This is a genomic window from Maricaulis sp. (assembly GCF_015665295.1).
Lineage (GTDB): Bacteria > Pseudomonadota > Alphaproteobacteria > Caulobacterales > Maricaulaceae > Maricaulis.
Map to the genome: position 1 here is coordinate 16676 of NZ_JADFAJ010000029.1, position 23546 is coordinate 40221.

The following is a 23546-nucleotide window of genomic DNA, read 5'->3' on the forward strand; positions in this document are numbered from 1 at the left end:
TGCGGGCCGGGGTAGCCCGAAAGAAATGGCGCCGGGTCCTAAAGGGGAGGAGAGGGACCCGGCGCAAATTTGCGCGCCCGAATGGGGAGGAGGGGCGCACAAAACTCAGATGGGGAGATCCGAGGAGCGGCGTGATCGCCGCGTCGGGGGTGTATATGTGTGATTGTTGCCGGCAGCGGAAGCGCCATGGCGGCATGTCGGTTATGCGAAAACGCAATAACTGACACATTTAGGTCAAGCGTTGCTGCATTGTTGCCACAATTCAGGGCGGGGCGTCGCAGTCGGGCCGCCGTGTCGCGCGCCACGGGTGATATTCGCCAGGTCGACGAGCGCAGCACGCCACCGTCCATGCCGAGGGGCGCGACGCGGCCCGTTGCTTTGCCCAAGGTGACAAGGCCGGCGCCGAAGCCGCTATCAGCCGCTATCAGCCGCATGGAAGCCGCTTCAGCGACGGTGGTGCAGCTGCTTGACCAGCTGATCGGCGAGCTCGAAGCCCCGACCGCCTGATCTAGCTCTGCCAGCGACGCGCCTGCTCGATCAGGAAATCCCGGAAGGCGACGATCCGGCGGGAGCCGCGAAGCTCGCTTGGATAGACGAAATAGACCTCGAAATCAGGGCCATCGAGGTCGGGAAGCACGCGCGTGAGATTCTTGTTCTCACGGGCGACATAGTCAGGCAGGGCGGCAATGCCCATGCCCGCTTCGACGGCCTTCATAACCCCGTAGATCGTATTGACCTCGATCACCGCCGGGCGCGGCGCCGCACCCTCTTCGCGACCGGCCTTTGCGGCCCAGTCGAGGCCGGGGATCGGGGCCAGCTGTGGCGGGCCGTAATAGATGATGGCGTGATCGTCGAGTTCGGAGGGCGTGGCCGGCGACCCCTTCCGCTCGATATAGTTGTGGCTGGCATAAAGATGTTGCCGCACTGACAGCAGCTTGCGCTGGACGAGATCATTCTGGGTCGAGGGCCAGGGGCGGATACCGACCTCGGCTTCCAGGCCTGCGAGGTCCAGCTCATGATCATCCAGCATCAGGCGGATACGGATATTGGGGTACTCATCGTGAAACTCGGCCAGGCGTGGTGCCAGCCAGATCGCGCCGAGCGCGGTCGGCGCTGTCACTTTCAATTCCCCGGAGGGTTCGTCGCGGGCGTCATGGACGTGGGCCTCGGCGATCGCCACTTTCGAGGCAATCTCGTGCGCGGCGCCATACAGCAGATTACCCGGCTCGGTGGGAATAAGGCCGCGCGCGTGACGGTGGAAAAGTGTGACGCCGAGATCATCCTCAAGCGCCGCGATCTGCCGGCTGACGGCCGATTGCGACAGGCCTAGCATTTCCGCCGCCTTGGTCAGAGATCCGGCCTGCGCCGCAGCGTGAAACGTCTTCAGCTTGTCCCAGTCCATGACCCGCCATCGCCCCCGTTTGGAATCGGTTTGGACCAGTCTAGCGGGAAAGCTGGAAACCGCGACTCCGCTAGTCCGTGCCGTCTCCGGCCGGGCCGGCATTGTCGGCCGCTTCCTCGCCCATGGTCTCGTCCAGCGCCACGTTGTCCGGATCCTGCGAGGGCAGGTCATTGGTGAAGACCTCGCCATAGCGGCCTTCGCCAAGCAGCTCGATCCGGCGCTCCTGGACCGCCTCAAGCAGGATGCGACCATTGGTTGGCAGGACCCCGCAGGAAGTTGCAACGCCGTTGACCGCAGACGATCCGCTGAAGGACAGGAGCGGCGATGCCCCGCCGGCACCGCGGCAGCGATAGGACCCATTGATCATGTCGGCGATTTGCCAGTCGGCGACATTGGTTTCCAGCGGGCGGTCACCCGTCAGCTGGCCGCGGGTTTCCGGATTGGCATAGACCAGGAGGTGGATGCGAAGGTCACGGTCGAAATTGCTGAACAGGCGGCGGGCGTCCTCATAGACGTGTGAAACGCGGAGCTTGCGGGGGTGGACCTCGACGCCGCGCAGCGCGTTGACGAATTCGTCTGCACTGGCGTCCAGCTGTGCCCACACCTGGTCACCTTCGAACGCGGCGCGACGCAGTTCGGGGCTGCCGACCGAACCATTGAAAAATCCATAGATCACGCGCGGGTCATCCCACTGCTCGAAGACAATCCGCAACCGGATATCGTTGAGACTCAGTGCCTGGCCTTCGACGCTCAAAAAGCGACCTTCGAACAGGCTTTGATCCGTGCCGGGTGCGCGCAGGCGGCTGATGTTGCGGACCGGGTAGGCGGCGAGGACTTGTTCGACGACGGCGACGTTGTGGAGATTGAACCAGTAGGCCAGTTGCTCGTCGCGGCTGAGTCCGGCCAGTCCGCCGATGCGTTCGGGGAGCGCTTCGAGGTCCTCGCGCAGCGTCGTGATTCCGGCCCGGTAATCGTCCGGCATCATATGGTAGAGAACCCGGTTTCCTTCATGCCGATAGCGGCTGAGATTGCCAGTGCTGAGACGCGAGCCGGTGGTGATCGGCCGGGAGCGTTCGGGGATCCGGTCCATTGGCGGGACGTTCAGGACAATGTCCTGGAGGATGATCGTCCAGCCGCTGTGATCGACATGGATCGCGGAGTCGGGGTCGGACTGCGCAAAGCGAGAAAAATCGGGCATTGCGCCATCGCCCTGCGCGGCGACCGGCGCCCCGATCCCGCCGATGGCGAGAACAAGAAAAGCGAGAACTGAAACAATACGCATGGAAAATCCCGGATCAGGTGCAGGGACGACACCTTTCGGGCCGCGACCGGCGCGTACCGTACCGAGCTTCCGCGTCGCGGCAAGGGGGAGTGTGCCGAAAAATCGGACACACTCCCGCTTTTTCGCGCCCGGTATCAGGCGTTGATATTGCTCGAACGGCTGGCCGGATAGCGGGCGCCTTTCACCCGGTCGGCCAGGGCATCAAGCCGTTCGCGTTCCGACGCTGCAAGGCCGATCTCGGCACTGGCGAGGTTGGATTCCAGGTTTGCCAGCCTGGTCGTACCCGGAATCGCCAGGACATTGTCCCCGCGGCCAAGCACCCAGGCGAGCGCAATCTGCGCCGGCTTGGCATTGTGGGCCCCGGCGATCGCCTTGACCTCCTCGACCAGTTCGAGATTGGCCTTCAGGGCCTCGGACTCGAAACGTGGCTGGGTGGCGGCAGAGCGGAAATCCCCCTTTTCCGGCTCATGGTCCGGCGTGTAGCGGCCGGTCAGAAGTCCGCGCCCTAGCGGTGAATAAGCAACCAGCGAGGCACCGATTTCATCGACGGCCTTGAGTGGACCTTCCTCGATATCGCGCGAGAAAATCGAATACTCCGATTGCAGCGCTGCGATCGGATGGACCTTGTGGGCCCGTCGCAGCGTATCGGCCGAGGCTTCCGATAGGCCAAGCGCGCGTACCTTGCCTTCTTCCACCAGCTTGGCCATGGCCCCGACGGTTTCCTCGATCGGAGTCTTCAGATCGACCCGGTGCAGATAGTAGAGATCGACATGGTCGGTCCGGAGAAAGCGCAGCGAGTCTTCGATGGCAGACCGCATATTGGCTTCCGAACCGTCGACGTCGAGGAAGGCACCGGTCTGCTTGTCGCGGACCGGCCCGAACTTGGTGGCGATGACGACCTTGTCGCGGCGGTCGTGAAAGGCTTCCCCGAGCAGGCGTTCATTGGCGCCCATGCCGTAGAGCTGGGCGGTGTCAAAATGATTGACGCCGGCCTCGATGGCGGCGTGCAGCAGGGCGACGCCGTCCTTGGTCTCCACGGCGGGGCCGTAGAATTCCGACAGGCCCATACAGCCCAGTCCGATCGCATTGACGAAAATGCCGCTATGTCCGATTTCGCGTTTCAGCATGATGATCTCCCGATCCCGTCCGCACCCGGTGCGGCGGTTGAATTGGCGCCAGGCACCCGGACACTGTCCCTGACGGGTCAGCGTGTGAGTGCTCACTCACATATTGTGTGCCCGACCACCCGGCACAAGGGCGACAGGAGAATTATAGCCTCAGACGGCCCAGCTGTCCCATGCCGCTTCGATCGCGGCGTCGATATCAGACCCGCTCCAGACATGGCCGGCCAAGGCCTGTTTGAGCATCGAAACCAATGGCGGGAAGAAGAAGGCGCGCAGCACGGCGCCGGGCAATGGCTTGATCAGACCGGCGTCCTTGCCGTCCTGCATCAGATCGGTGACGTGCTGGTGGAAACCCTCATGGGCGGCGCCTTCGCTGCCCGAGAGCGGGCTTTCCGCGAAACGCTGGCCATAGGTGAAAGCGGCCGGGTCGGACAGATAGGCATGCCAGACGCCCATCCATAGCTGCCCGAAACGGTCACGCAGCGAGCCGCCGGGCACGGTCTTGGCCTGAACCGTTTCGAAGACTTCCTGCTTGAGCTGGCGATAGATCGCCAGGAAGAGGGCATCCTTGCCGGGGAAGTGGCGATAGAGCGTGCCCTCGGCAAGCCCGGTCTGACGCGCGATGGCTGCCGTCGTCGTGGCGGCAAAGCCCTCGGTTGCGACCAGGTCGAGGGCGGCGCGCATGATGCGGTTCCGGGTCGTGCTCAGATCATCCAGCATAATCCAACCCTTTTTCGCGCCCCGGCTCCCGCAACCGCGCGCCGCGGCCCGGCGCGATCGCGTGGCCGACTATTCCTGCGACGCGAGATAGCGTTCTGCGTCGAGCGCCGCCATGCAGCCCATGCCGGCGGCCGTCACGGCCTGGCGGTAGACGTCATCAGTGACATCGCCGGCGGCGAACACGCCGGGTATCGAGGTTTTCGGCGTGCCCGGTTCAACCACCAGATAGCCGCCTTCCTTGGTTTCAAGCTGATCGAGAAAGAGCTCGGTGGCCGGGGCGTGGCCGATCGCAACGAAGAAGCCATGCGCTGGAATATCCGTGGTCGCGCCGGTCTTTACGTTCCTGACGCGCACGGCGGTCACGCCTGGCGGATTGGTATCGCCGAGGACTTCCTCGACCTCACTGTCCCAGACCACCTCGATCTTTTCGTGCTTGAACAGGCGGTCCTGCATCACCTTTTCGGCGCGCAGGCTGTCACGCCGGTGCACCAGGGTCACCTTGGAGGCGAAATTGGTCAGGAAGAGGGCTTCCTCAACGGCGGTATTGCCGCCTCCGACGACCACGACTTCCTTGCCGCGGTAGAAGAAACCGTCACACGTCGCACAGGCCGAGACACCAAAGCCCTGGAATTTCTGTTCGCTCTCAAGGCCCAGCCATTTGGCTTGGGCGCCGGTTGCGATGATGACACTGTCGGCGGTGTAGACCGTGCCGCTATCGCCCTTGAGCACGAAGGGTCGGACCTTCAGGTCGGCTTCGACAATGATGTCGGACACCATGTCGGTACCGACCTTTTCAGCCTGTTCACGCATCTGCTCCATCAGCCAGGGCCCCTGGATGACATCGGCGAAGCCGGGATAGTTTTCCACGTCCGTGGTGATGGTCAGCTGGCCACCGGGCTGCAGGCCGGCGATCAGTGTCGGCTCGAGCATGGCGCGGGCGGCATAGATGGCGGCAGTGTAACCGGCAGCGCCGGAACCAATGATTATCAGGCGCGAGTGACGCGTCTCGGACATGGTCGAACCTCAAGTCATGCGAGGGGGCTGAGCCCCCGGATAAGGGATTGACCCCCTATATAGGCGGTCGCCGGGCATTTGCCTGCCCGCCATTGCAGCCGGATTCTGCGGATCGGCTAAGCGCCGACAGGCGGCAGCAGGGCGCGCACCATGCCGGGATCGCGACCGCCCGGCCAGTTCATGGTCTCGAACGGATCATCACCGGCCTGGCCGGTCGCGATCAGGTGGGCTGCGTAGAGATGCGCCGAACGGGTTCCCGACCGGCAGTGCATCACCACCGGGCCGTCATCGGCCTGCAGGATTTCGCCCAGCGCCCGGGTGAGGGCCGGACCGGCGCCATGGCTGCCGCCAATCGGCATCTCGACATAATGCATGCCGCGCGCCGCCACGGCCGCGGCCATGTCAAAGGGCAGGCTGGCTGTTTCCTCATGGGTGCGGGAATTGATGACAATCCGGGCTCCGTCCGCGGCCCAGGCGTCAAGATCGGCTTCGTTCGGCTGACTGGCCAGCCAGACCGAGTTGTGGCGGGCCACGATGGCGGCGTCATTCGGCGGGGTCATGAACTCTCCCTCTCGGATCAGGGCGCTTGTCGCCCGGCTGCGACCGGTTGCCCGGTCATGTGTTGGCGATGCTGAAGGTAGCGTGCGAGGCAGGCATGCGCGACCCGTTGCGTCTCATGCAGCGGCGTGTAGGTCCAGCTGTCGAGCTGGCCGAGATAGGGGCGGACGGCGCCGTGCGCTTCGAGGTCGGCGTGCAGGCGGGCGAACTTGCCCGGCGTTCCGGTCAGCGGCAGAACATAGACCGGTGTCCCTGTCGTGCAGGCCTCGACCAGCATGTTGGTCGATTCTTCGGTAACGAATATCCAGTCGGCCGCTGCCAGGAAGGCGAAATAGGGGTTCGCGCCGTCGCCGTCATGATACCATGCGTTCGGACGTTCGCTGAAATGCTGTCGGAAACGCGTCCGTACATTGTCCGGCGTGCGCCGCGACACGGTGATCATCAGCGACAGGCCCCGGTCGAGCAGGCTGTCGAGCCGACTCTCGAGATAATCGGCGCTCGCCGTGTCCAGCCGGAAGCGCTTGGAATCGCCGCCGATCAGCACGGCAGCCCGCTTGCCCGGCAGGGCAGCCAGCTCGCGCTCGAATTCGACAGCGCCCGCGGTCAGGACATCGTCGGTGACCCGGTTGGGCGAGCCGGTCATGGTCAGCACATTGGCGCCGCTCAGGCGGTCGTGGCGGGGCGCAATGATCAGGTCGAAATCGGCGTGGCGCGTGCGTGGATCCTGGACATAGACGAAAAAGCACTCGGGAAAAATCCGTCTGTGGCGTTGTGCCAGTGGTATGGCCGCGCGTCCGCAACCGATCCAGATATCCGGATGGGAATGGGCCGGCAGGGTCACGAAGCCGTCCTTCCTGACCGTCACCCGCTCGATTACGGTGTCGCCATCGAGGCCGACGGCCACCGCCTCGGCCAGGCCGAGCGCCTGGTTCTCGATGCCGCGGCGGCCATCCGAGACGACCCAGATGACGGTATGCAGCGTTACGGACTCTTTTGGCACAGCAGGTGAGGACATGCGCAGAGTTTCAGCGTGGGTGCGCATCCCGGTCAAGCACGCAACGCCGGAGCCCGCCGTCAGCTACTGTGGCTGGGCGGGTGCAAGAACGAAAGCGCTCTCCAGCGTCGAGAGTTCACGCCGGTCCAGCCGCTGGGTCTGGGCGAGCTGGTCGCTGAGCTGCTGTATGCTCTGGACCGTCTCCGGAGCGAACCCGTCCAGCAGGCCTTCGCGCAGGATACGGTCCACCGAATCCTGGACATAGGGGACCAGCTGGTCGGGATCGGTGAAGGGGGCTGGTTCCAGTCCGGCATCGACGGTGAGTGTCGACGCCATCGTCGCGACCGAATAGGACAGGACATTGCCATAGCTTGCGGCCTCTCGGGGCGCATCGGTCAGGTTGACATATTGCAGATCCTCAATGTCTGCACTCACCAGGGTAAAAGCCTGACGGTCGAATTCCGCGAGGTGGCGGAATCGTTCCTGCAATGTGCCGGAGTCGGTGGTTGCCAGGTCGGCATAGCCGGTTGCGTCGAAACTCTGCGCGAAGGCGGCGCTGACATTGGCGCTGGCCAGAATGCGCTGTCCGTAAACCGCCGTTGGCGGGTCTGCTGGCTGAAAGGAGCAGGTCTCGTGGTCGAGCCGGAATTCCTCCCTGGACGGCGTCGAATAGCTGCCATAGCGCGGAAACTCGAAGGCAATCAGCTCCGGACCGATTATTTCACCGGGCAAACAGGTGAAGTTGCACTGATAATAGCCATTCGGGTCCGTCCGGACGGCACAGACCTTTTCGGCATCCGCAAGGTCACGCCTGACCCGGATTTCGCCCAGTCCGGGAAAGGGCGTGGTTTCGTTGACCCGCGCGGCGCGGACGATGATTTCCGCTTTCGGGTCCTGGGCCCAGACCGGGCTGAACAGGGTGGCGGCCAGGCCAAGGGCCAGCAGATAAAGTCTAGACACGGTCATTCTCCCCGGATGATGCCGCCTCTCGTCGACGCAGCCGTGCGAGGGCGGCATAAATGACAAGGATGAAGCCGACACAGACTGCCAGGAAGAGCACTTTCTGGTAGGCGTTCAGGAAGGCGAACTGGTTGAAAAGATTGGCGCGCTCCAGCGTGCAGGGCTGGAGCTGATCAGCGTAGTCGTATTCCAGCCGCGCCGGCAGGGCCTGGCCGGGCCGGTTGGTCTCGACGAACAGGTACAGCGCGAAATTTCGGACCAAGGGGTCGATCCTCAGGCCAACGGCACCGGCGGAATAGCGGTCGCTCGTTTCGCGCGGCATCCAGTTTTCCGGCACATCGAATTCCGGGCTATCGGCGTCGGAGGGGCGTTGCAGGAAATTCGTTTCCTCGAGGCACAACCTATCGAACCGGTCGATGTCGACGCCATTGGCGGATTCTCGGCCCCCTTCACAGCGCTCGCCCAGATAGGGATGCCGAAGCGAATAGGCCCGATCAGGGTCATCAATGATCTCGACCCGGTAGATCAGCGGTGTGGCCTCGGTCATGCGGGTCTGCGTGCCGATCGTGAGTTCGGCATGGTCCGGGGTCGCCCCCTGCGTCCGGACCCGATATATCCGACCCTCGGTCGAACCGGAGGCGTCGCCCATGGAATGGCGGCGGGAGTCGATCACGATGCGGCAACCCGCGGACCAGGACTGGATCGTGCTGCTGATCGCCTCGGTGGAGATCGTGAGAACGGTCGGGACGAGGACGGCCACCAGCGATACCAGGCCCGCAGTCAGCCCGTTCTTGCGGGTCTTTTGCAGAATCTCATTCCAGTCCATCGCCCCGATGCCCCCATGGTCTCAGGCGTCTCTTGAAAACGGAATAATACAACCATAGCGGGATCGAGTCACGCAGCACCGGGGCGGTCGGCCGGGCGGCGGTCGCTCGCGAACATGAATAGGCCGTAATTTGACATGGACTGCTACAAACGTAACATCATGAGACGATTGTAGCGAAGCGGTGACGTTCGACATGACCACAACCACACCTTCACAGGCCGAACTGGCCGTTCTCAAGCATTTGTGGACGGCCGGTCCGCAATCGGCGCGGGAAGTCCAGAGCCGCATCGAGGCGGCGACCGGCTGGTCCTATTCAACCACGCGGACCCTGCTGGCGCGGATGACCGAGAAGGGTCTGGTGGCGCGCCGCGACGTGCACGGCCTGTCGGTGTTCGAGGCCCGGGTCGAGAAAGTCACGCTGATGGGGCGCCTGATCCGTGAGTTTGCCGCCAATGTCCTCGACATGGACGGGCCGCTGCCGGCCACAACCTTCGCCAATAGCCGCCTGTTCTCGGATGCCGAAGCGGAGGCGCTGACCCGTCTGCTTGAGACCGAAGGCGAGACTGACGGGGAGGGACGCTGATGTCCGGCCTTTTCGAAGCCCTGGTGGTCGGCGCTGCGCTCTCGCTCGTGTCCGGCCTGTGCGCGCTCGCCTTCGCCGGCTGGCTGACCGGTCGCGGTCGCGGCGGGGCGGGTCTGTGGCGCGTCGCGCGCTGGGCTGCCCTGGCGCCGCTGCTTCTGGCACCGGTCATCTATTTCATTCCCGAGACCATGATCGCGCCGATGCATGCGCCCCTGCCGGACGGTCCCCCCCGCGCGGGCGGCGCGTATCTGCAGCAGACATCCGGCCTTGATCCGGCCGCGATCATGATGTCGATCAACTGGCTGCTTGTGCTCGCCGGGCTCTACCTCGCCGGTCTGCTGGTCGCCCTGGCCGGCGCTGCGCTGCGCCATCACCGCCGCGCCCGCCTGCTTGCCGCGAGCCGCCCCGCACCGGAGATCGCCCAGGATTATCTGTCTGTCCTGGCGTCACGGGTCGGTGTCGAGACACCGGATTTCCGTCTGCGCGACGGGCTGGCCTCGCCGCTTCTGACCGGTTGGAACCCGGTCATCCTGGCCGCGCCGGACCTGCTCGATGACATGGCGGCCAGCCGTTATGCCCTGACCCATGAACTCGTCCACTACCGCCGCGGCGACGAGCAGGATCGCCTGTTGGGCGCAGCGCTCATGGTCGCGCTGTGGTTCCACTGGCCGCTCCGCCGCATCGAGCGCGAGCTCCACGAGGCGCGCGAGATCGATTGCGATTCGGAAAGTCTGGAAACGCTGGGGGACGCGGAGCGCAAGCCCTATGCGTCGACGCTGATCACCATGATGAGAAGTCCGGCCCGGCTGGTTTCGGCCTTCGGACCCGATGACAGGAGACATCGAGAAATGCGTATCAAAGCCATATTGTCGGGCCGTTCCGCCCGCCCGTCCTCGCGCCTTCTGGCGGTCATGCTGGCCGGCGTGTCCGTCCTTCCGGTGGCCTGCGCCCAGGCGGCGCTGACCGAACGCACACAGCTGGCGGTGAATCTGGAGAATCCGGCCGCCAATCATGCCGTGCGCTTCTATGCGGCCCCGGATGGCGAGACCGAAGCGGGCGGCGATCACGAGCACCATTTCAGCGATGAGCTGCACGAGGAGCACGCCTTCGGTCCGGACTCCGAACTGCATGAACATGACGGTACGGATGGCGATATGGTCTTCCGGACGGAGGACGGCCGCACCCTCATCTTCACCGAGGCTGATCCGGATGAGGATGGCAATCTGGAAATGTCGTTCGGCGATGCCGGTCAGAATATGATGTTCATCCCCGAGGGGGGTGAGGGCGAGATTGTCTTCTTCTCCAGCGAAGACGGCGAGACACGTGAATTCGCCTTCACCGACGAAGCCGGCAATACGATGCGCTTTGACGGGGATGTCGATGTCGATGTCGACTGGCGTACGGAAGACGGTGACTATGTTTTTCCTGAAGCCCCGGTCGCACCCGAGCGCGTGGAACCGACGCGTGAGCCCGCACCGCGCGGCGGTGCCCGCGAACCCTTCCCGGCCGCATCGCGCACTCCGGAAGCCACACCGACCGCGACCTCCGAGCCGAAACCCGCAGAGGCGCCGCGCGCCTTGCGTCGCGTCGAGCCACCGGCGCCGGCGTCCTTTTTCCATCCGGTTGCTGCCGGCCGCGTGACCTCGCATTTCGGCAATCGTCCGTCCCGTCCGGCCGGCGCCGAGGCCGATCATGGCGGTATCGACATCGCCGCCCCGTCAGGCACGCCGATCCTGGCCGCTGCCGGCGGCACGGTGCGCCATGCCGAGGCGGGCTATAATGGCTGGCCGGCCTGGGGCAATACGGTCGTCATCGATCATGGCAATGGCTGGGAGACACTCTACGCCCACATGCAGGATATCGAGGTCGGCGCGGGCGCCACAGTGGCGGCGGGCGAGGAGATCGGCACGGTCGGCTCGACCGGACGCTCGACAGGGCCTCACCTGCACCTCGAGGTCCGCCATAATGGCCAGCGCGTTGATCCGGCGGCCCATGTGACCGGGCTCCGCTAGGCGCAATCGATCCGCGCGACGTGAAAAGGGGCGGCCTGTCGGTCGCCCCTTTTGTGTGCGCGGCTGGAGCTTCGACTTGCGGGTATGGTCCTGATCATCCAATTATCCTCGCCATCACGAACACAAAGCAGATTTTCAACGATCGGGGATGACAATGGCAGAACGTGAATTCGATATCGTGGTGTATGGGGCGACGGGTTTTACCGGGCGTCTCGTGGCCGAGTATCTCGCTGCAGAGCATGCGGCGATCCGTTGGGCCATGGCGGGCCGGTCCGAGGCCAAGCTGGCCGAGGTGCGCGACCTGATCGGCGCCCCGTCCGACACGCCGCTGCTGCTCGCTGACAGTTCCGACCCGGCCTCGCTGGATGCACTTGCCGCGAAGACGCGGGCCGTGGTCACCACGGTCGGGCCGTACCAGCTTTACGGCGAGCCGCTGGTGAAGGCCTGCGTGGCGGCGGGAACGGATTATGTCGATCTGTGCGGCGAGCCGGCCTGGATGCATGACATCATCCGCACCTATGACGCACCGGCGCGGGCCAGTGGCGCCCGCATTGTCCTGTCCTGTGGCTTCGACTCCATCCCCTTCGACCTTGGCGTCTATCACCTGCAACAGGCCGCCATTGCCAGTACAGGGGCGCCGATCACACAGGTGAAGGGCCGCGTCCGCAAGATGAAGGGGACCTTCTCCGGCGGCACAGCGGCCAGCTTTGCGGAAACCATGAAGCGCGCCGGCAAGCAGCCGGAGATCATCGGCTGGCTCAAGGATCCGTTCTCGCTGGTGCCGGGCTTTGAGGGGCCGAAACAGCCGAGCGGCTCGAAAGTCGTGTTCGAGGCGGATCTCGATTCCTGGTCCGCGCCTTTCATCATGGCCTCGATCAACACCAAGAATGTGCACCGCTCGAACGCACTCCTGGGTCATCTCTATGGCGAGGACTTCGTCTATGACGAGATGTTCCTGACCGGTCCGGGCGAGCAGGGCGAGAGCTTCGCCAAGATGATCGCCAATGACAAGTCGATGTCGGAAAACCCGCCCAAGCCGGGCGAGGGCCCCTCGAAGGAAGAGCGCGAGACGGGCTTTTACGACGTCATGTTCACCGGCCTGACCAAGGATGGCGAGCGGATGACGGCCAGCGTCTCCGGCACGCGGGACCCGGGCTATGGCTCGACCTCGCGCATGATCGCCGAGGCCGGCCTGTGCCTCGCCTTCGATGTCGATCGCGACACCACGCCCGGTGGCGTCTACACCACCGCCCCGGCCATGGGCGACGCGTTGATCAAGCGCCTGCAAAAGCATGCCGGGTTGAGGTTTGCGATTGAGGGGTAGGGGCGCTCGGCCACCTGCGCCACGGTTTTCAGGGCCCGGCGCCGCATCAAGCGAGGCCGGGCTCCCCCCAACGCAAAACCGGCGCCCCATCGGAGCGCCGGTTTGGCATGTCATCGCGTTGGAGCGGGAGACTTACCCCCAGCTCACCGACATGATCTCATAGCTCTTGAGGCCACCCGGCGCGTTCACCTCGGCAACATCGCCGACTTCCTTGTTGATCATCGAGCGGGCGATCGGCGAGGAGATCGAGATCTTGCCCGATTTCACATCCGCTTCGTCTTCGCCAACGATCTGGTAGGTCGCCTGCTGTTCAGTGTCTTCATCGAGCACGGTCACCGTGGCGCCGAACTTGACGGTGTCGCCGGACATTTTGGTGATGTCGATCACCTGGGCGCGGGCGAGCTTGTCCTCAAGCTCCTGCACACGGCCCTCAATCCAGCCCTGACGCTCCTTTGCCGCATGGTATTCGGCATTCTCTGACAGGTCGCCATGCTCGCGCGCCTCAGAGATCGCCGCGATCACGGCGGGGCGTTCGACGGTTTTCAGACGTTTCAGCTCTTCGTCGAGGGCAATCTGCCCGGCAACGGTCATCGGGATCTTGTTCATGCGACCACTTATCTTCGGGAAAGAGGAGACAGGCTAGCCTCCGCTTAATTGACCATCAAGAGTAGGTCTGCAGCGCCTGAGGTTCAAGCGCTCCCTCATCAATGCGGCGCAGGGAGGCGATCGCGGCCCGCGCAGCCGACGCGGTCGTGTAGCAGGGTATGCGCGCTTCAAGCGCAGACCGGCGAATCGAATAGCTGTCCAGATGGGACTGGCGGCCTTCCGTCGTATTGAAGATCAACTGCACTTCGCCATTCTTCATGGCGTCGACAATGTGGGGGCGTCCCTCAAAGACCTTGTTCACACGCGTGACCGGTATGCCGGCCTCTTCGAAGGTCTTGGCCGTTCCGCCGGTCGCGAGAATGGTGAAGCCGAGCATTTTCAGCACGCGCACAGGTTCGATCATGGCTGCCTTGTCGCCTTCCTTCAGCGAGATGAAGACGGCGCCCTTGCGCGGCAGGGCGATGCCGGCACCGAGCTCGGCCTTGGCGAAGGCGGCCTCGAATGTGCTGTCGATCCCCATGACTTCACCGGTCGAGCGCATTTCCGGGCCGAGCACCGGATCGACACCGGGGAAGCGGGCCCAGGGCATGACGGCTTCCTTGACCGAGATGTGCTTGGGCGCCGGATCCTTCAGGCCGAATTCCTTCAGCGGCGTGCCGGCCATGACCTTGGCGGCAATCTTGGCCACCGGCAGGCCGATCGCCTTGGCAACGAAGGGCACGGTGCGCGAGGCGCGCGGATTGACTTCCAGCACGTAGATCTCGCCGTTCTTGACCGCGAACTGGACGTTCATCAGGCCTTTCACGCCGATGGCCCTTGCCATGGCGACGGTCTCGGCCTTCAGTTCGGCGATCATCTCGTCGGAGAGATTGTAGGGCGGCAGGGAGCAGGCGCTGTCGCCGGAGTGCACGCCGGCTTCCTCGATATGCTGCATCACGCCGGCAACCCAGACATCGGTGCCATCGCAGATCGCATCGACATCAATCTCGTCGGCATCGGTCAGATAGCGGTCCAGGAGCAGCGGCGACTTGCCGGAAACGTTCACGGCCTCGCGGATATAGCGCTCGAAACTGTCCATCTCGCGGATGATTTCCATGGCCCGGCCGCCGAGCACATAGGAGGGGCGCAGGACCAGCGGGAAACCGAGCTTCTCGGCAGCGGCGCGCGCTTCGGCATCCGACGACGCGATCGCGTTCGGCGGTTGTTTGAGGCCGAGATTGTCCAGCAGGTCCTTGAAGCGCTTGCGGTCTTCGGCCAGATCGATGGCGTCCGGCGCAGTGCCGAGGATCGGCACGCCTTCCGCTTCCAGCTCGGCAGCCAGCTTGAGCGGGGTCTGGCCGCCATACTGGACGACCACGCCCAGCAGCGTGCCGCGTTCGCGCTCGGTCTCGATGAGCTCGAGCGTGTCCTCAATGGTCAGTGGCTCGAAATAGAGACGGTCTGCCGTGTCATAATCGGTCGAGACGGTTTCCGGGTTGCAGTTCACCATGATCGACTCGATGCCCATCTCGCCAAAGGCGAAGGCGGCATGACAGCAGCAATAATCGAACTCGATGCCCTGGCCGATCCGGTTCGGGCCGCCGCCCAGGATGATCGCTTTCTTCGCATCCGTAGGATCGCTCTCGCAATCCGTCTGCCCGCCAAAGGCCGGCAGCTCATAGGTCGAGTACATATAAGGCGTTGCGGCGAAGAATTCGGCGGCGCAGGTATCAACGCGCTTGAAGACCGGGCGCACACCCAGGTCGCGGCGCGCCTTGCGGATATCGGCCTCTTCCGTCTTTACCAGCTTGGCCAGGCGGGCGTCGGAAAAGCCCATCGCCTTGATGTCGCGGAAAGCGTCGGGCGTGTCCGGCAGGCCCAGTGTGGCAATGTCGTCCTCGGTGGTGATCAATTCCTCGATCTGGCGCAGGAACCACGGTTCATAGAGCGAGGCGCGCTCGACTTCCTCGACCGAAAGGCCTTCGCGGAAGGCCTGGGCGATGACACGCAGGCGGTCGGGCGTGGCCATGGCGAGGGCTGCGCGCACGGCCTGCTTGCGGGCATCAAGATCGACGGCATCATCGACGCCGGGGATCTCGATCTCGTCAAAACCGGTCAGGCCGGTTTCCATCGAGCGCAGGGCCTTCTGCATGCTTTCCTGGAAGGTGCGGCCGATCGCCATGGCTTCGCCGACCGACTTCATCGAGGTCGAAAGCTTGGCTTCGGCGCCGGGATATTTCTCGAAGGCAAAGCGCGGGATCTTGGTGACGACATAGTCGATTGTCGGCTCGAAGGCAGCGGGGGTCGCCCCGTCGGTGATGTCGTTGGCAATCTCGTCGAGCGTGTAGCCGACCGCGAGCTTGGCCGCGACCTTGGCAATCGGGAAGCCGGTTGCCTTGGAGGCCAGGGCCGAGGAACGCGAGACGCGCGGGTTCATTTCGATGACGACCATGCGACCGTCGGCCGGGTCGACCGCAAACTGCACGTTCGAGCCGCCGGTCTCGACACCGATCTCGCGCAGAACGGCGATCGAGGCCGTCCGCATGATCTGGTATTCCTTGTCGGTCAGGGTCAGGGCCGGGGCGACCGTGATCGAATCGCCCGTGTGCACACCCATCGGATCGACGTTCTCGATCGAGCAGATGATGATGCAATTGTCGGCCCTGTCGCGGACGACTTCCATCTCGAACTCTTTCCAGCCGACGATGGATTCCTCGACAAGGATCTCGTCGACCGGCGAGGCGTCGAGGCCGGTGCCGCAGATATGGCGGTATTCCTCGACATTGTAGGCAATGCCGCCGCCCGTGCCGCCGAGCGTGAAGGAGGGGCGGATGATGGCGGGAAGGCCGATCTCGTTCATCACTGCTTCGGCTTCGGCCATCGAATGGACGGTGCGCGAGCGCGGGCTTTCCAGCCCGATCTTGTCCATGGCGTCGCGGAAGCGCTCGCGGTTCTCGGCCTTGTCGATCACGTCCGCCTTGGCGCCGATCATCTCGACCCCGAACAGGTCCAGCACGCCGCGCTTGTCGAGTTCGAGGGCGCAGTTCAGCGCCGTCTGGCCACCCATGGTCGGCAACAGGGCGTCGGGGCGTTCCTTCTCGATCACCTTGGCGACCATGTCTGGCGTGATCGGCTCGATATAGGTCGCGTCGGCCAGTTCCGGGTCGGTCATGATGGTGGCCGGGTTGGAATTGACCAGGATGACCCGGTAGCCCTCGGCTTTGAGCGCCTTGACCGCCTGAACCCCTGAATAGTCGAATTCGCAGGCTTGCCCGATAACAATAGGGCCGGCGCCGATGATCAGGATGGACTGGATGTCAGTACGTTTGGGCATGGGCGTGGCCTTCTTTTCCCGTCTTCGGCGCCCGGGGGCGCATCATACGCGCGCGCTCGAAGCGACCCTCCGGGTACGGAGTGCCGTGCGAGCGATCAGTTTTGGTGCTGAAGCGGGTACCTATCGCGGAATCGGCGCCATGGCGAGGGGGAAACTGTGCGAAATCCTGCTTTCCGGGCATGCCTCTGAAAACATGGGCAAAGCACGGTCAGGAAATTCATGGCCGGGGACGCTGTGCGCCTTGGCTGGTGTCGGCAACCGGACCAGGGCTCCGTCAGGCGGCCCGGCGTGAGGAAGGGCTGGATGAAGGAGGCAAACGCCATTTTCCGCGACGGCTGGGGGTTGGGTTGATCACGGTGGCGCATCCGGTTGCCGACCCGAGACGATTCAACTAATATCAGAAAAAATTCAAGTTAAACTTTAATTCAGAAAGGCAGTGCCGTGCCCCGGACCTCGTCTCTCGACCTGCCCTCCGACCGTCATATCCGTCGTCTGAGCCTGTTTCTGGCCTGGGCGATCAGTCTGATAGCCCTGGTGATGCCGCCGCTGATCTGGTGGATCTGGCTGTTTCCCGGGGCATCCGGCGTGGCCGCTACGCCGGCCCCCGGCAACGGGTTCGGAGGAGACGACCTGTCCTGGTATATCTGGCCGGTGCGGCTCGGCGCGGCCGGACTGTCCTCTGTCGCCGTGGCGATCACGCTCTATGGCCTTTACCATTTGCGTGTCCTGTTTCAGGAAGCGGCGCGCGGCGCCTATTTTTCCGCCGCGGCGGTGATCGGCTTTCGCCAGTTCGCGCTGGCCAGCCTTGTCGGGGCGCTCTGGTCGCCGCTCGAGCACACGCTGATGGGGGTCTTTCTGTCGGTCAGCAATCCCAATGTCCTCAACGCGCTGGAAGTCTCGCTGGGTACGGATAATCTGGAATCGATCGGCGCAGCCCTCTTGTTCTTCCTGATAGCCTTCATCCTGGCGGAGGGACGCAAACGTCACGAGGAGCTGGAGCTGATCCTGTGAGTGCCGACGCGCAGCCGCCGGGCGAGATCATTGTCCATCTCGATGTCCTGCTGGCGCGCCGCAAGGTTCGCTCGAAAGAGCTCGCGGACCGGATCGGTGTGTCCGAACAGGCCCTGTCGATGATCAAGACCGGCAAGATCAGGGGCATCCGGTTTTCAACCCTGATCGCCCTTTGCGACGCGCTGGACTGTCAGCCGGGCGATTTGTTCGAGTTCAGCCCAGGCACGGCCGAGCCGTCCTGATACCGTGGCAGGCTAAGGGCTGCAGGCCACCTCCATGGCCTCGCGAAAGAATCCGGGATCGGTCAGTCCCGAAGGCGGACCGGCGGTCTCGTGCGCGTAGAGATAGCGGAGCATGTCCTGCAGGCGCTCGTCGTCATCAATGCTGTTGACCTGGGCCAGAAGGGTCGCGCCGGGTGCTGCCGCATTGGGATAGTTGGTGGCGAAATCATAAATGGTCGGGGACGCCCAGCTCGGGGCTGACCCGTTCCAGGTCGCGACATGGGTGCTGGCGCCGACGGGCTCGAGTGCCCCATCCAGCAGGATGTGTTTGAAGGCCGGTGCATTGCGGTGATCTGTGCTGATGCCGGGTACAGAAACCAGCAATTCGGTCACCGTGCTGGCGGCGTCGCAGCTGTGCAGCCGCCGGATGCCATTGAGGTGGGTGTGACCTGCGACAAGACCCGTGATCCCGGGTTCGTGCGCGGCAATAATCTCAAGCATGACATCCTGCATCCACCGGCCTTGCATGCCGGCATTGCTGCCCTGGTAGGCCATGTCGGGATCCCACATCGTGTTCGGCTCGGACTGGCCATTGCCCCGATACCCATCCAGTCCCGGTGGCACATGCATGGCAAGGAGCGCCGGCTCGCCGGCGGTCCGGGCACTGGCAAGCTGTTCGGCGAGCCAGTCCAGCTGGGCCGAGCCGACCGCTACGGCCAGATCGCTGCAAAGCGTGTAGGCCGAGGTGTAGACATTGGTATTGAGGGCCAGGACCCGAAGGTGCGAGCCTGAATCGCCGATCGGCACGCGGGCGGCGTAGTAACCGTCGGCGCGGTGGCTGCCGTCGACAATGTCGGCACTGCCATTCAGAACCGGCCAGCGCAACGGATCGTCCACCGCGTTGAAGACGGTCTGGTCGTCTTCCGTGAAGGGGCAGTAATCGTTGAGACCGTAGAAGTCCTCGTTCAGTCCGAGCGTGTCGTTATTGCCAGGCAGGTAGAGCACCGGAATCTCGGTGCCGGCCGCCGTGTTGCCGAGGCCGTTGAGAACGCCGGCGAAGATGTCATCGCGCACCGTCGCCGGAAGCGATGAGTGGGTCGGCATGTCACCGAGATAGATGATGAAGTCCGGTCGTTCGGCCGCAACCAGCGTCTGGACGTAAGTCTGCGTTTCGGCCCAGAAGGACGGCGATGTCTCGCAATGGTGCCCGGGGCAGGCCGTGTCGGTCGACAGCAGGTGGACATCGGACAGGGCGAGGAAGGAGCCGCCCGTGCCGGTTGCGATTGGCGTGGGCGCAGCCGCGTTGTCCGCGAGCATGGCATTGGCGTGGGGCGCGTCCTGAGCCGGTGCTTCCTCGTTCGCGACGAGTTCGGTTGTGATCGACCGGCCATCGGGTGCCTCGTAGCAGGCTGTGAGAACGAGCAGGCCTGCGGCGAGGCTGGCGAGGCGTGAAGGCAGTTGAACGGTCATGAAAGTCCCCCGGGAGCCCAAATGGCTGCGCAAGGCGAGTTTAAATGGCGCATGTGGCAAGAACAACCTTTGCGAGATTTGGTGGGTACCGGTTTCCTGTGTCGGGCGGAACGGAGGGTTCAGGCTGGCCGCGCCCACAGGCAAGCCGGGCAGGATCGAGTGTGTTCGCGCCTGAAACCGGCCGGGGTCAGTGATGCGCGGGCTGCAATCCGTGCAAGTTGTTCGAAGTCCGGCGGGCGGTGATTGGCGAATTCTCAGAGCTTTCCGCCCAAGGCGAGATATTCGCGCCGCATGTTCGCCCGGGCACGGGCACCGAGTTCAGCCTCGAAACGGTCCGTCAGGAAGGTGCGCTCCGCAGCCTGCGCCGACTTGAGAAAGGCGCGTCGGCCATTGCGGTAGAGCAGGTCCGGCGCCCAGCTGTATTCCTTGCGAACGCCTTCGGCATAGCGGTCATAGACATCCTCCGGCGCGCCGAGGATTGAGAAATCGACATCGAGAAAGAGATTGTCGTCCTCGTCCTGCCCGCCATCCTGATGATGGGCCGTTGCGTTGATCAGGGCCCTGACCCGGATGACCAGATCCGGTGCCGCGCCCAGTGCGGGCAATTCTGCGGACGCCCGGTCGGCACTGCGGGCTTCATTGTCATCGCGTTGCGTGTCGTAGACGATGTCGTGATACCAGGCCGCCATCCAGACCCGGGGCGGGTCGGTGACCAGATCGCCCAGACCATCGAGCGCGTCGAATATGTAAATCAGGTGCGACAGGCCGTGATAGGCGCGATGGGGTTCGCCATAGGCGGCCAGAATACCCGCAATCTCGGCCTCGCCGGCCCGCCAGCCGAGCCTATTCATTTGCTGGTGCCAGCGCGCTTCCAGCTGCGCTTCCATGTCATGCATCGACCAGCTCCAGGTCGCGCCACAACATCGGCTGGATGCCGGACCGCGTGCCGCCGACGCGTGTCCCGACCAGCCAGTGGGCGCGCTCATGCAGGAGGGGGATGATGGCCATCCGGTCGTGCAGCCGCGCCATGGCGGCGAGGTAGAGCTGACCGCGGGCCGCAGCCGCGTTCTGCCGCCTGGCGGCATTGATCAGTTCGGCGAAAGTGTCGTCCTGCCAGCCGAAATTGTCGGCAAAACCGCCGGGCGCGAACGGGTCGAGCATGAAGAAGGGATCGGATTTCAGGCCGCGATTGAAACTGGAAATCGCAATGTCGAAATCACCGGCATCGACGGCCTGGTAGAGATCGGTCGGATAGCTGACCAGCAGCTCGCTTTCGATCCCGATCCGGCCCCAGTCATCGGCGATCGCGACCGCAAGGCGTTCGCCTTCGCCGGTCGTGGTGCGGATCTGCAGCGGACGCGCGACGCCGCCGGCTTGCGGTGCAAGCCCGGCATCCGTGATCACCCCGCCGGGTATCACCACCTCGGTCGGACGGGCCGTGCCGGCGTAGAATTCATGGGCCAGGAAGGACCGGTCGATGGCGCGCGACAGCAGGCGGCGCACCCGGACATCATCCAGCGGGGTGCGCGCATGATTGATTTTGAGATAGCGCAGGACAGGCGCGTCGAAACTCTGGAATTGCGCCCCGAGCCGCTCGCGCCAGTAATCGATCTGGTTGGCCGGTGGCCGGTCGGCGAGGTCGTAATCGCCGGCGCGGAACAGGCGCATCCGGGTGGCGTCCTCGCGCACCCCGTCGAGGCGGATGGCAGGAATCGCGACCCGGCTGGCCGCGTAGTGACGCGCATTACGGACGAGGTCGAGGCTCATCTGGCTCTCGGCGGCAACCGTGTAGGCCCCCGCCGTCACGACATGCTCCGGTCGCACCCAGTCCAGGCCGACCCGCTCGATGACATGGCGCGGGAAGGGGTAGAATTCGCGCATCAGGGTCGGGAAAAGACCCAGCGGGGTCTCAAGCCGGACCTCGACCGTGCGGTCATCGAGGGCGGCTACGCCCAGCTGGTCCGGTGCCATATCACCGGCATGGACGGCGCGGGCATTCGTGACCGCATAGAAATCGCCCAGCACGGCGAAGCTCTGGGCCGGGTCGACAATGCGCCGGGCCGACCAGGCGACATCCTCGGCCGTGAGCGGATGTCCGTCCGACCAGGTGAGCCCTTCGCGCAGGCGGAAGGTCCAGACCAGGCCGCGTTCGTCCACCGACCAGTCTTCGGCCAAGCCCGGCCCGACCGAGCCGTCCGGCGCGTATTCGGTCAGCCCGGCATGGATCTGCTTGTAGACCAGGGCCGCCGCGGCGAATTCACCGCGCGCCGGATCGAGACTGTCGGGCAGGCCGGAGGTGGCCACGCGCAGGAGACCGGGCGGCGGTCCGGAGCGGCCGCAGGCCGCAAGGCCGGTGGCCGCAGAGGCGGCAAGCAAGGCGCGTCGGTTCAGCATCCCGCCATGATGGCGTGATTTGTGACGGTTGTGTCCAGTGAAAGTGCGAGTGTTTCTTCGAAAAGCGGCGCACTGGCTGGCAAGTGATGTATGGGCGATCTTGCGCTTTGCGCCAGCCGTTCACAAAGACGGGTATCGCGTCGTCGAGGTCTCTTACGCCTCAACCCGGCCCTTGAGCTCACCCACGAACCGGTCAAACACGCCGAAACTGTCCTGCGGACCCGGAGAGGCTTCCGGGTGATGCTGGACGGCCCAGACCGGCTTGTTGACCAGCTTGAAGCCGGAATTGGAGCCGTCGAACAGCGAGATGTGGGTCTGGACGGCATTGTCGGGCAGACTGTCACCATCCACCGCAAAGCCGTGATTCATCGACACGATCTCGACCTGGCCGGTCTCGTAATTCTTGACCGGGTGGTTGGCGCCATGATGGCCCTGGGGCATTTTTGCGGTCCTGGCACCGATCGCGAGGGCAAGCATCTGGTGGCCCAGGCAAATGCCCAGCGTCGGGATGCCGGCGTCGATGACGGCCTTGATCGTCGGCAGGGCGTATTTGCCGGTTTCGGCCGGATCGCCCGGACCGTTCGAGACGACGACACCATCCGGGTTCAGCGCGCTGACCTCGTCGAACGAGGCCTTGCCCGGCAGCACTGCGACGCGGGCGCCGGCACCGGTCAGCAGGCGCAGGATATTGGCCTTCACGCCGTAATCGAGGACGACCACGCGCGGACCGGTCTCCGGGCCGACCGCATAGCCTTCGCCGAGCGTCCAATTGCCCTCGTGCCAGTCACCGCCCTCGGTGCGGGCGACATCGGCGGCCAGTTCGCGGCCCTCCATCGTCGGAGCGCCGGCTGCTGCGGCCTTGAGGGCATCGATATCGATATGGCCGGCCGGATCATGCGCGATGGCGCACATTTGCATGCCGTGCTCGCGGATCCTGCGGGTCAGGGCGCGGGTATCGATGCCGGTGAGCGCGACGATGCCGCGCGTACACAGCCATTCCTCGAAGGTCGTCTGGGCACGCCAGCTGGCCGGCGGCGTGATCTTGGCGCGGCTGATCATGCCGACCGCGGCCTTGCGGGCCGGCGCGGAGGCGGCCTCCTCGTCCTCGGCATTGGCGCCGACATTGCCGACATGCGGGAAGGTGAAGCAGACGACCTGGCCGGCGTAGGACGGGTCGGCGAGGACTTCCTGGTGGCCGGTCATTGCCGTGTTGAAGCAGACCTCGCCCAGAGCCATGCCGGTTGCGCCGGTGCCGTGGCCCAGGAAAACGCTGCCGTCGGCAAGCGCCAGCGCGCCGGTCGGTGTGGGGGTCGGCGTGGACGTCATGACTTGGTCTCCAGGGGTCTTGCGGGGCGCGCTCACCCTGCCAGGAATCGGCTGGCGGCGAGGGGCGGGTAAACGGGCGCTCTGCTAGACCCTGATGGGAGCCGGGTCAATAGCGATGCGGACCTGTCGTGACGACTGAAAGGGCGCGGGGAGAGATGCTCCGGTGGTCTTTCGCGGCTGATTGGAGCCTCGCTTGCGCGGTCGCATGGCGAATTTGCAAACCGGTTATTTGATCACGATTTACAATCGGGCTTGATTCTTTGCCGCCAACGGAATAATTCCCGGCCCCTCGTTTCGGGGGCATTTGCCTCACCCGCGATCAGGCAGAACAAAAGGCCACGCATTGTTCGAAACAATTGGCACGTCCACGCGTGCACAGGAAAAGTTCTTCACACCGGAGATCTCG

Annotated in this window: 21 protein-coding genes; 6 read left to right on the forward strand and 15 right to left on the reverse strand. The window is 64.3% G+C overall.

What is annotated here, in order from left to right; genetic code table 11:
- Positions 1–291 precede the first annotated feature (291 nt).
- Positions 292–507 (forward strand): hypothetical protein, encoded by a 216-nt coding sequence (locus QZZ02_RS12740; protein WP_291844936.1) that lies wholly within the window; start codon positions 292–294, stop codon positions 505–507.
- A gap of 1 nt (position 508) precedes the next feature.
- On the opposite strand, the gene QZZ02_RS12745 is transcribed toward QZZ02_RS12740, so the two are convergent.
- The 9 genes from QZZ02_RS12745 to QZZ02_RS12785 form a co-directional block, all read right to left on the reverse strand.
- Complete coding sequence (locus QZZ02_RS12745; protein WP_291844938.1) at positions 509–1402, reverse strand: LysR family transcriptional regulator; 894 nt, start codon at positions 1400–1402, stop codon at positions 509–511.
- Positions 1403–1472: 70 nt separating this feature from the next.
- Complete coding sequence (locus QZZ02_RS12750; protein WP_291844940.1) at positions 1473–2684, reverse strand: DUF547 domain-containing protein; 1212 nt, start codon at positions 2682–2684, stop codon at positions 1473–1475.
- A 134-nt stretch (positions 2685–2818) separates the two neighbouring features.
- Positions 2819–3811: an aldo/keto reductase gene (locus QZZ02_RS12755; RefSeq protein ID WP_291844942.1), complete on the reverse strand. Its 993-nt coding sequence runs from the start codon at positions 3809–3811 to the stop codon at positions 2819–2821.
- A 150-nt stretch (positions 3812–3961) separates the two neighbouring features.
- Positions 3962–4528 carry a TetR/AcrR family transcriptional regulator gene (locus QZZ02_RS12760; protein WP_291844944.1) on the reverse strand — a complete coding sequence of 189 codons (567 nt, stop codon included), beginning with the start codon at positions 4526–4528 and terminating at the stop codon, positions 3962–3964.
- 69 nt (positions 4529–4597) lie between these two features.
- Complete coding sequence (trxB, locus tag QZZ02_RS12765; protein WP_291844946.1) at positions 4598–5542, reverse strand: thioredoxin-disulfide reductase; 945 nt, start codon at positions 5540–5542, stop codon at positions 4598–4600.
- 116 nt (positions 5543–5658) lie between these two features.
- Positions 5659–6102, reverse strand: coding sequence for a sulfur transferase domain-containing protein (locus QZZ02_RS12770; RefSeq protein ID WP_291844948.1), 444 nt, complete (start codon positions 6100–6102; stop codon positions 5659–5661).
- Between the two features lie 17 nt (positions 6103–6119).
- The gene (locus tag QZZ02_RS12775) at positions 6120–7115 is read right to left on the reverse strand and encodes a mitochondrial fission ELM1 family protein (protein WP_291844949.1); all 996 of its coding nucleotides are present in this window, start codon (positions 7113–7115) and stop codon (positions 6120–6122) included.
- 63 nt (positions 7116–7178) lie between these two features.
- A complete protein-coding gene (locus QZZ02_RS12780) occupies positions 7179–8054 on the reverse strand; it encodes a hypothetical protein (protein ID WP_291844951.1) in 876 nt (291 codons plus the stop codon).
- Entirely contained in the window at positions 8047–8880 is an 834-nt protein-coding gene (locus tag QZZ02_RS12785) for a hypothetical protein (protein ID WP_291844953.1), read from the reverse strand. The genes QZZ02_RS12780 and QZZ02_RS12785 overlap by 8 nt, the downstream gene beginning before the upstream one ends.
- Positions 8881–9073: 193 nt before the next feature.
- On the opposite strand from QZZ02_RS12785, the gene QZZ02_RS12790 reads away from it, so the two are divergent.
- From QZZ02_RS12790 to QZZ02_RS12800, 3 genes are all read left to right on the forward strand, one after another.
- On the forward strand, positions 9074–9463 hold the full coding sequence (locus QZZ02_RS12790; protein ID WP_291844955.1) for a BlaI/MecI/CopY family transcriptional regulator: 390 nt from the start codon (positions 9074–9076) through the stop codon (positions 9461–9463).
- Complete coding sequence (locus tag QZZ02_RS12795) at positions 9463–11475, forward strand: peptidoglycan DD-metalloendopeptidase family protein (protein WP_291844957.1); 2013 nt, start codon at positions 9463–9465, stop codon at positions 11473–11475. Before QZZ02_RS12790 ends, QZZ02_RS12795 begins: the two co-directional genes overlap by 1 nt.
- A 154-nt stretch (positions 11476–11629) precedes the next feature.
- Positions 11630–12799, forward strand: a complete 1170-nt coding sequence (locus QZZ02_RS12800) for a saccharopine dehydrogenase NADP-binding domain-containing protein (protein ID WP_291844960.1) — start codon at positions 11630–11632, stop codon at positions 12797–12799.
- A gap of 132 nt (positions 12800–12931) precedes the next feature.
- Here the strand turns inward: QZZ02_RS12800 and greA are convergent, their stop codons facing one another.
- Together greA and carB are read right to left on the reverse strand one after the other, a co-directional pair.
- The gene (gene greA, locus QZZ02_RS12805; protein ID WP_291844962.1) at positions 12932–13405 is read right to left on the reverse strand and encodes a transcription elongation factor GreA; all 474 of its coding nucleotides are present in this window, start codon (positions 13403–13405) and stop codon (positions 12932–12934) included.
- Positions 13406–13460: 55 nt separating this feature from the next.
- Positions 13461–16718: a carbamoyl-phosphate synthase large subunit gene (carB, locus tag QZZ02_RS12810; RefSeq protein WP_291844965.1), complete on the reverse strand. Its 3258-nt coding sequence runs from the start codon at positions 16716–16718 to the stop codon at positions 13461–13463.
- Positions 16719–17159: 441 nt separating this feature from the next.
- Between carB and QZZ02_RS12815 the strand changes: the two genes are divergently transcribed.
- Both QZZ02_RS12815 and QZZ02_RS12820 read left to right on the forward strand, forming a co-directional pair.
- On the forward strand, positions 17160–17729 hold the full coding sequence (locus QZZ02_RS12815; RefSeq protein WP_291844968.1) for a DUF2975 domain-containing protein: 570 nt from the start codon (positions 17160–17162) through the stop codon (positions 17727–17729).
- Positions 17726–17971, forward strand: a complete 246-nt coding sequence (locus tag QZZ02_RS12820) for a helix-turn-helix transcriptional regulator (RefSeq protein ID WP_291844971.1) — start codon at positions 17726–17728, stop codon at positions 17969–17971. The genes QZZ02_RS12815 and QZZ02_RS12820 overlap by 4 nt, the downstream gene beginning before the upstream one ends.
- Positions 17972–17983: 12 nt before the next feature.
- Here QZZ02_RS12820 and QZZ02_RS12825 read toward each other — a convergent pair whose 3' ends face one another.
- From QZZ02_RS12825 to carA, 4 genes are all read right to left on the reverse strand, one after another.
- Positions 17984–19420 carry a metallophosphoesterase gene (locus QZZ02_RS12825; RefSeq protein ID WP_291844974.1) on the reverse strand — a complete coding sequence of 479 codons (1437 nt, stop codon included), beginning with the start codon at positions 19418–19420 and terminating at the stop codon, positions 17984–17986.
- 254 nt (positions 19421–19674) lie between these two features.
- The gene (locus QZZ02_RS12830) at positions 19675–20316 is read right to left on the reverse strand and encodes a hypothetical protein (RefSeq protein WP_291844977.1); all 642 of its coding nucleotides are present in this window, start codon (positions 20314–20316) and stop codon (positions 19675–19677) included.
- A complete protein-coding gene (locus QZZ02_RS12835) occupies positions 20309–21814 on the reverse strand; it encodes a peptide ABC transporter substrate-binding protein (protein ID WP_291844980.1) in 1506 nt (501 codons plus the stop codon). Before QZZ02_RS12835 ends, QZZ02_RS12830 begins: the two co-directional genes overlap by 8 nt.
- A 153-nt stretch (positions 21815–21967) precedes the next feature.
- Entirely contained in the window at positions 21968–23140 is a 1173-nt protein-coding gene (carA, locus tag QZZ02_RS12840) for a glutamine-hydrolyzing carbamoyl-phosphate synthase small subunit (protein ID WP_291844984.1), read from the reverse strand.
- Between the last annotated feature and the right edge of the window lie 406 nt (positions 23141–23546).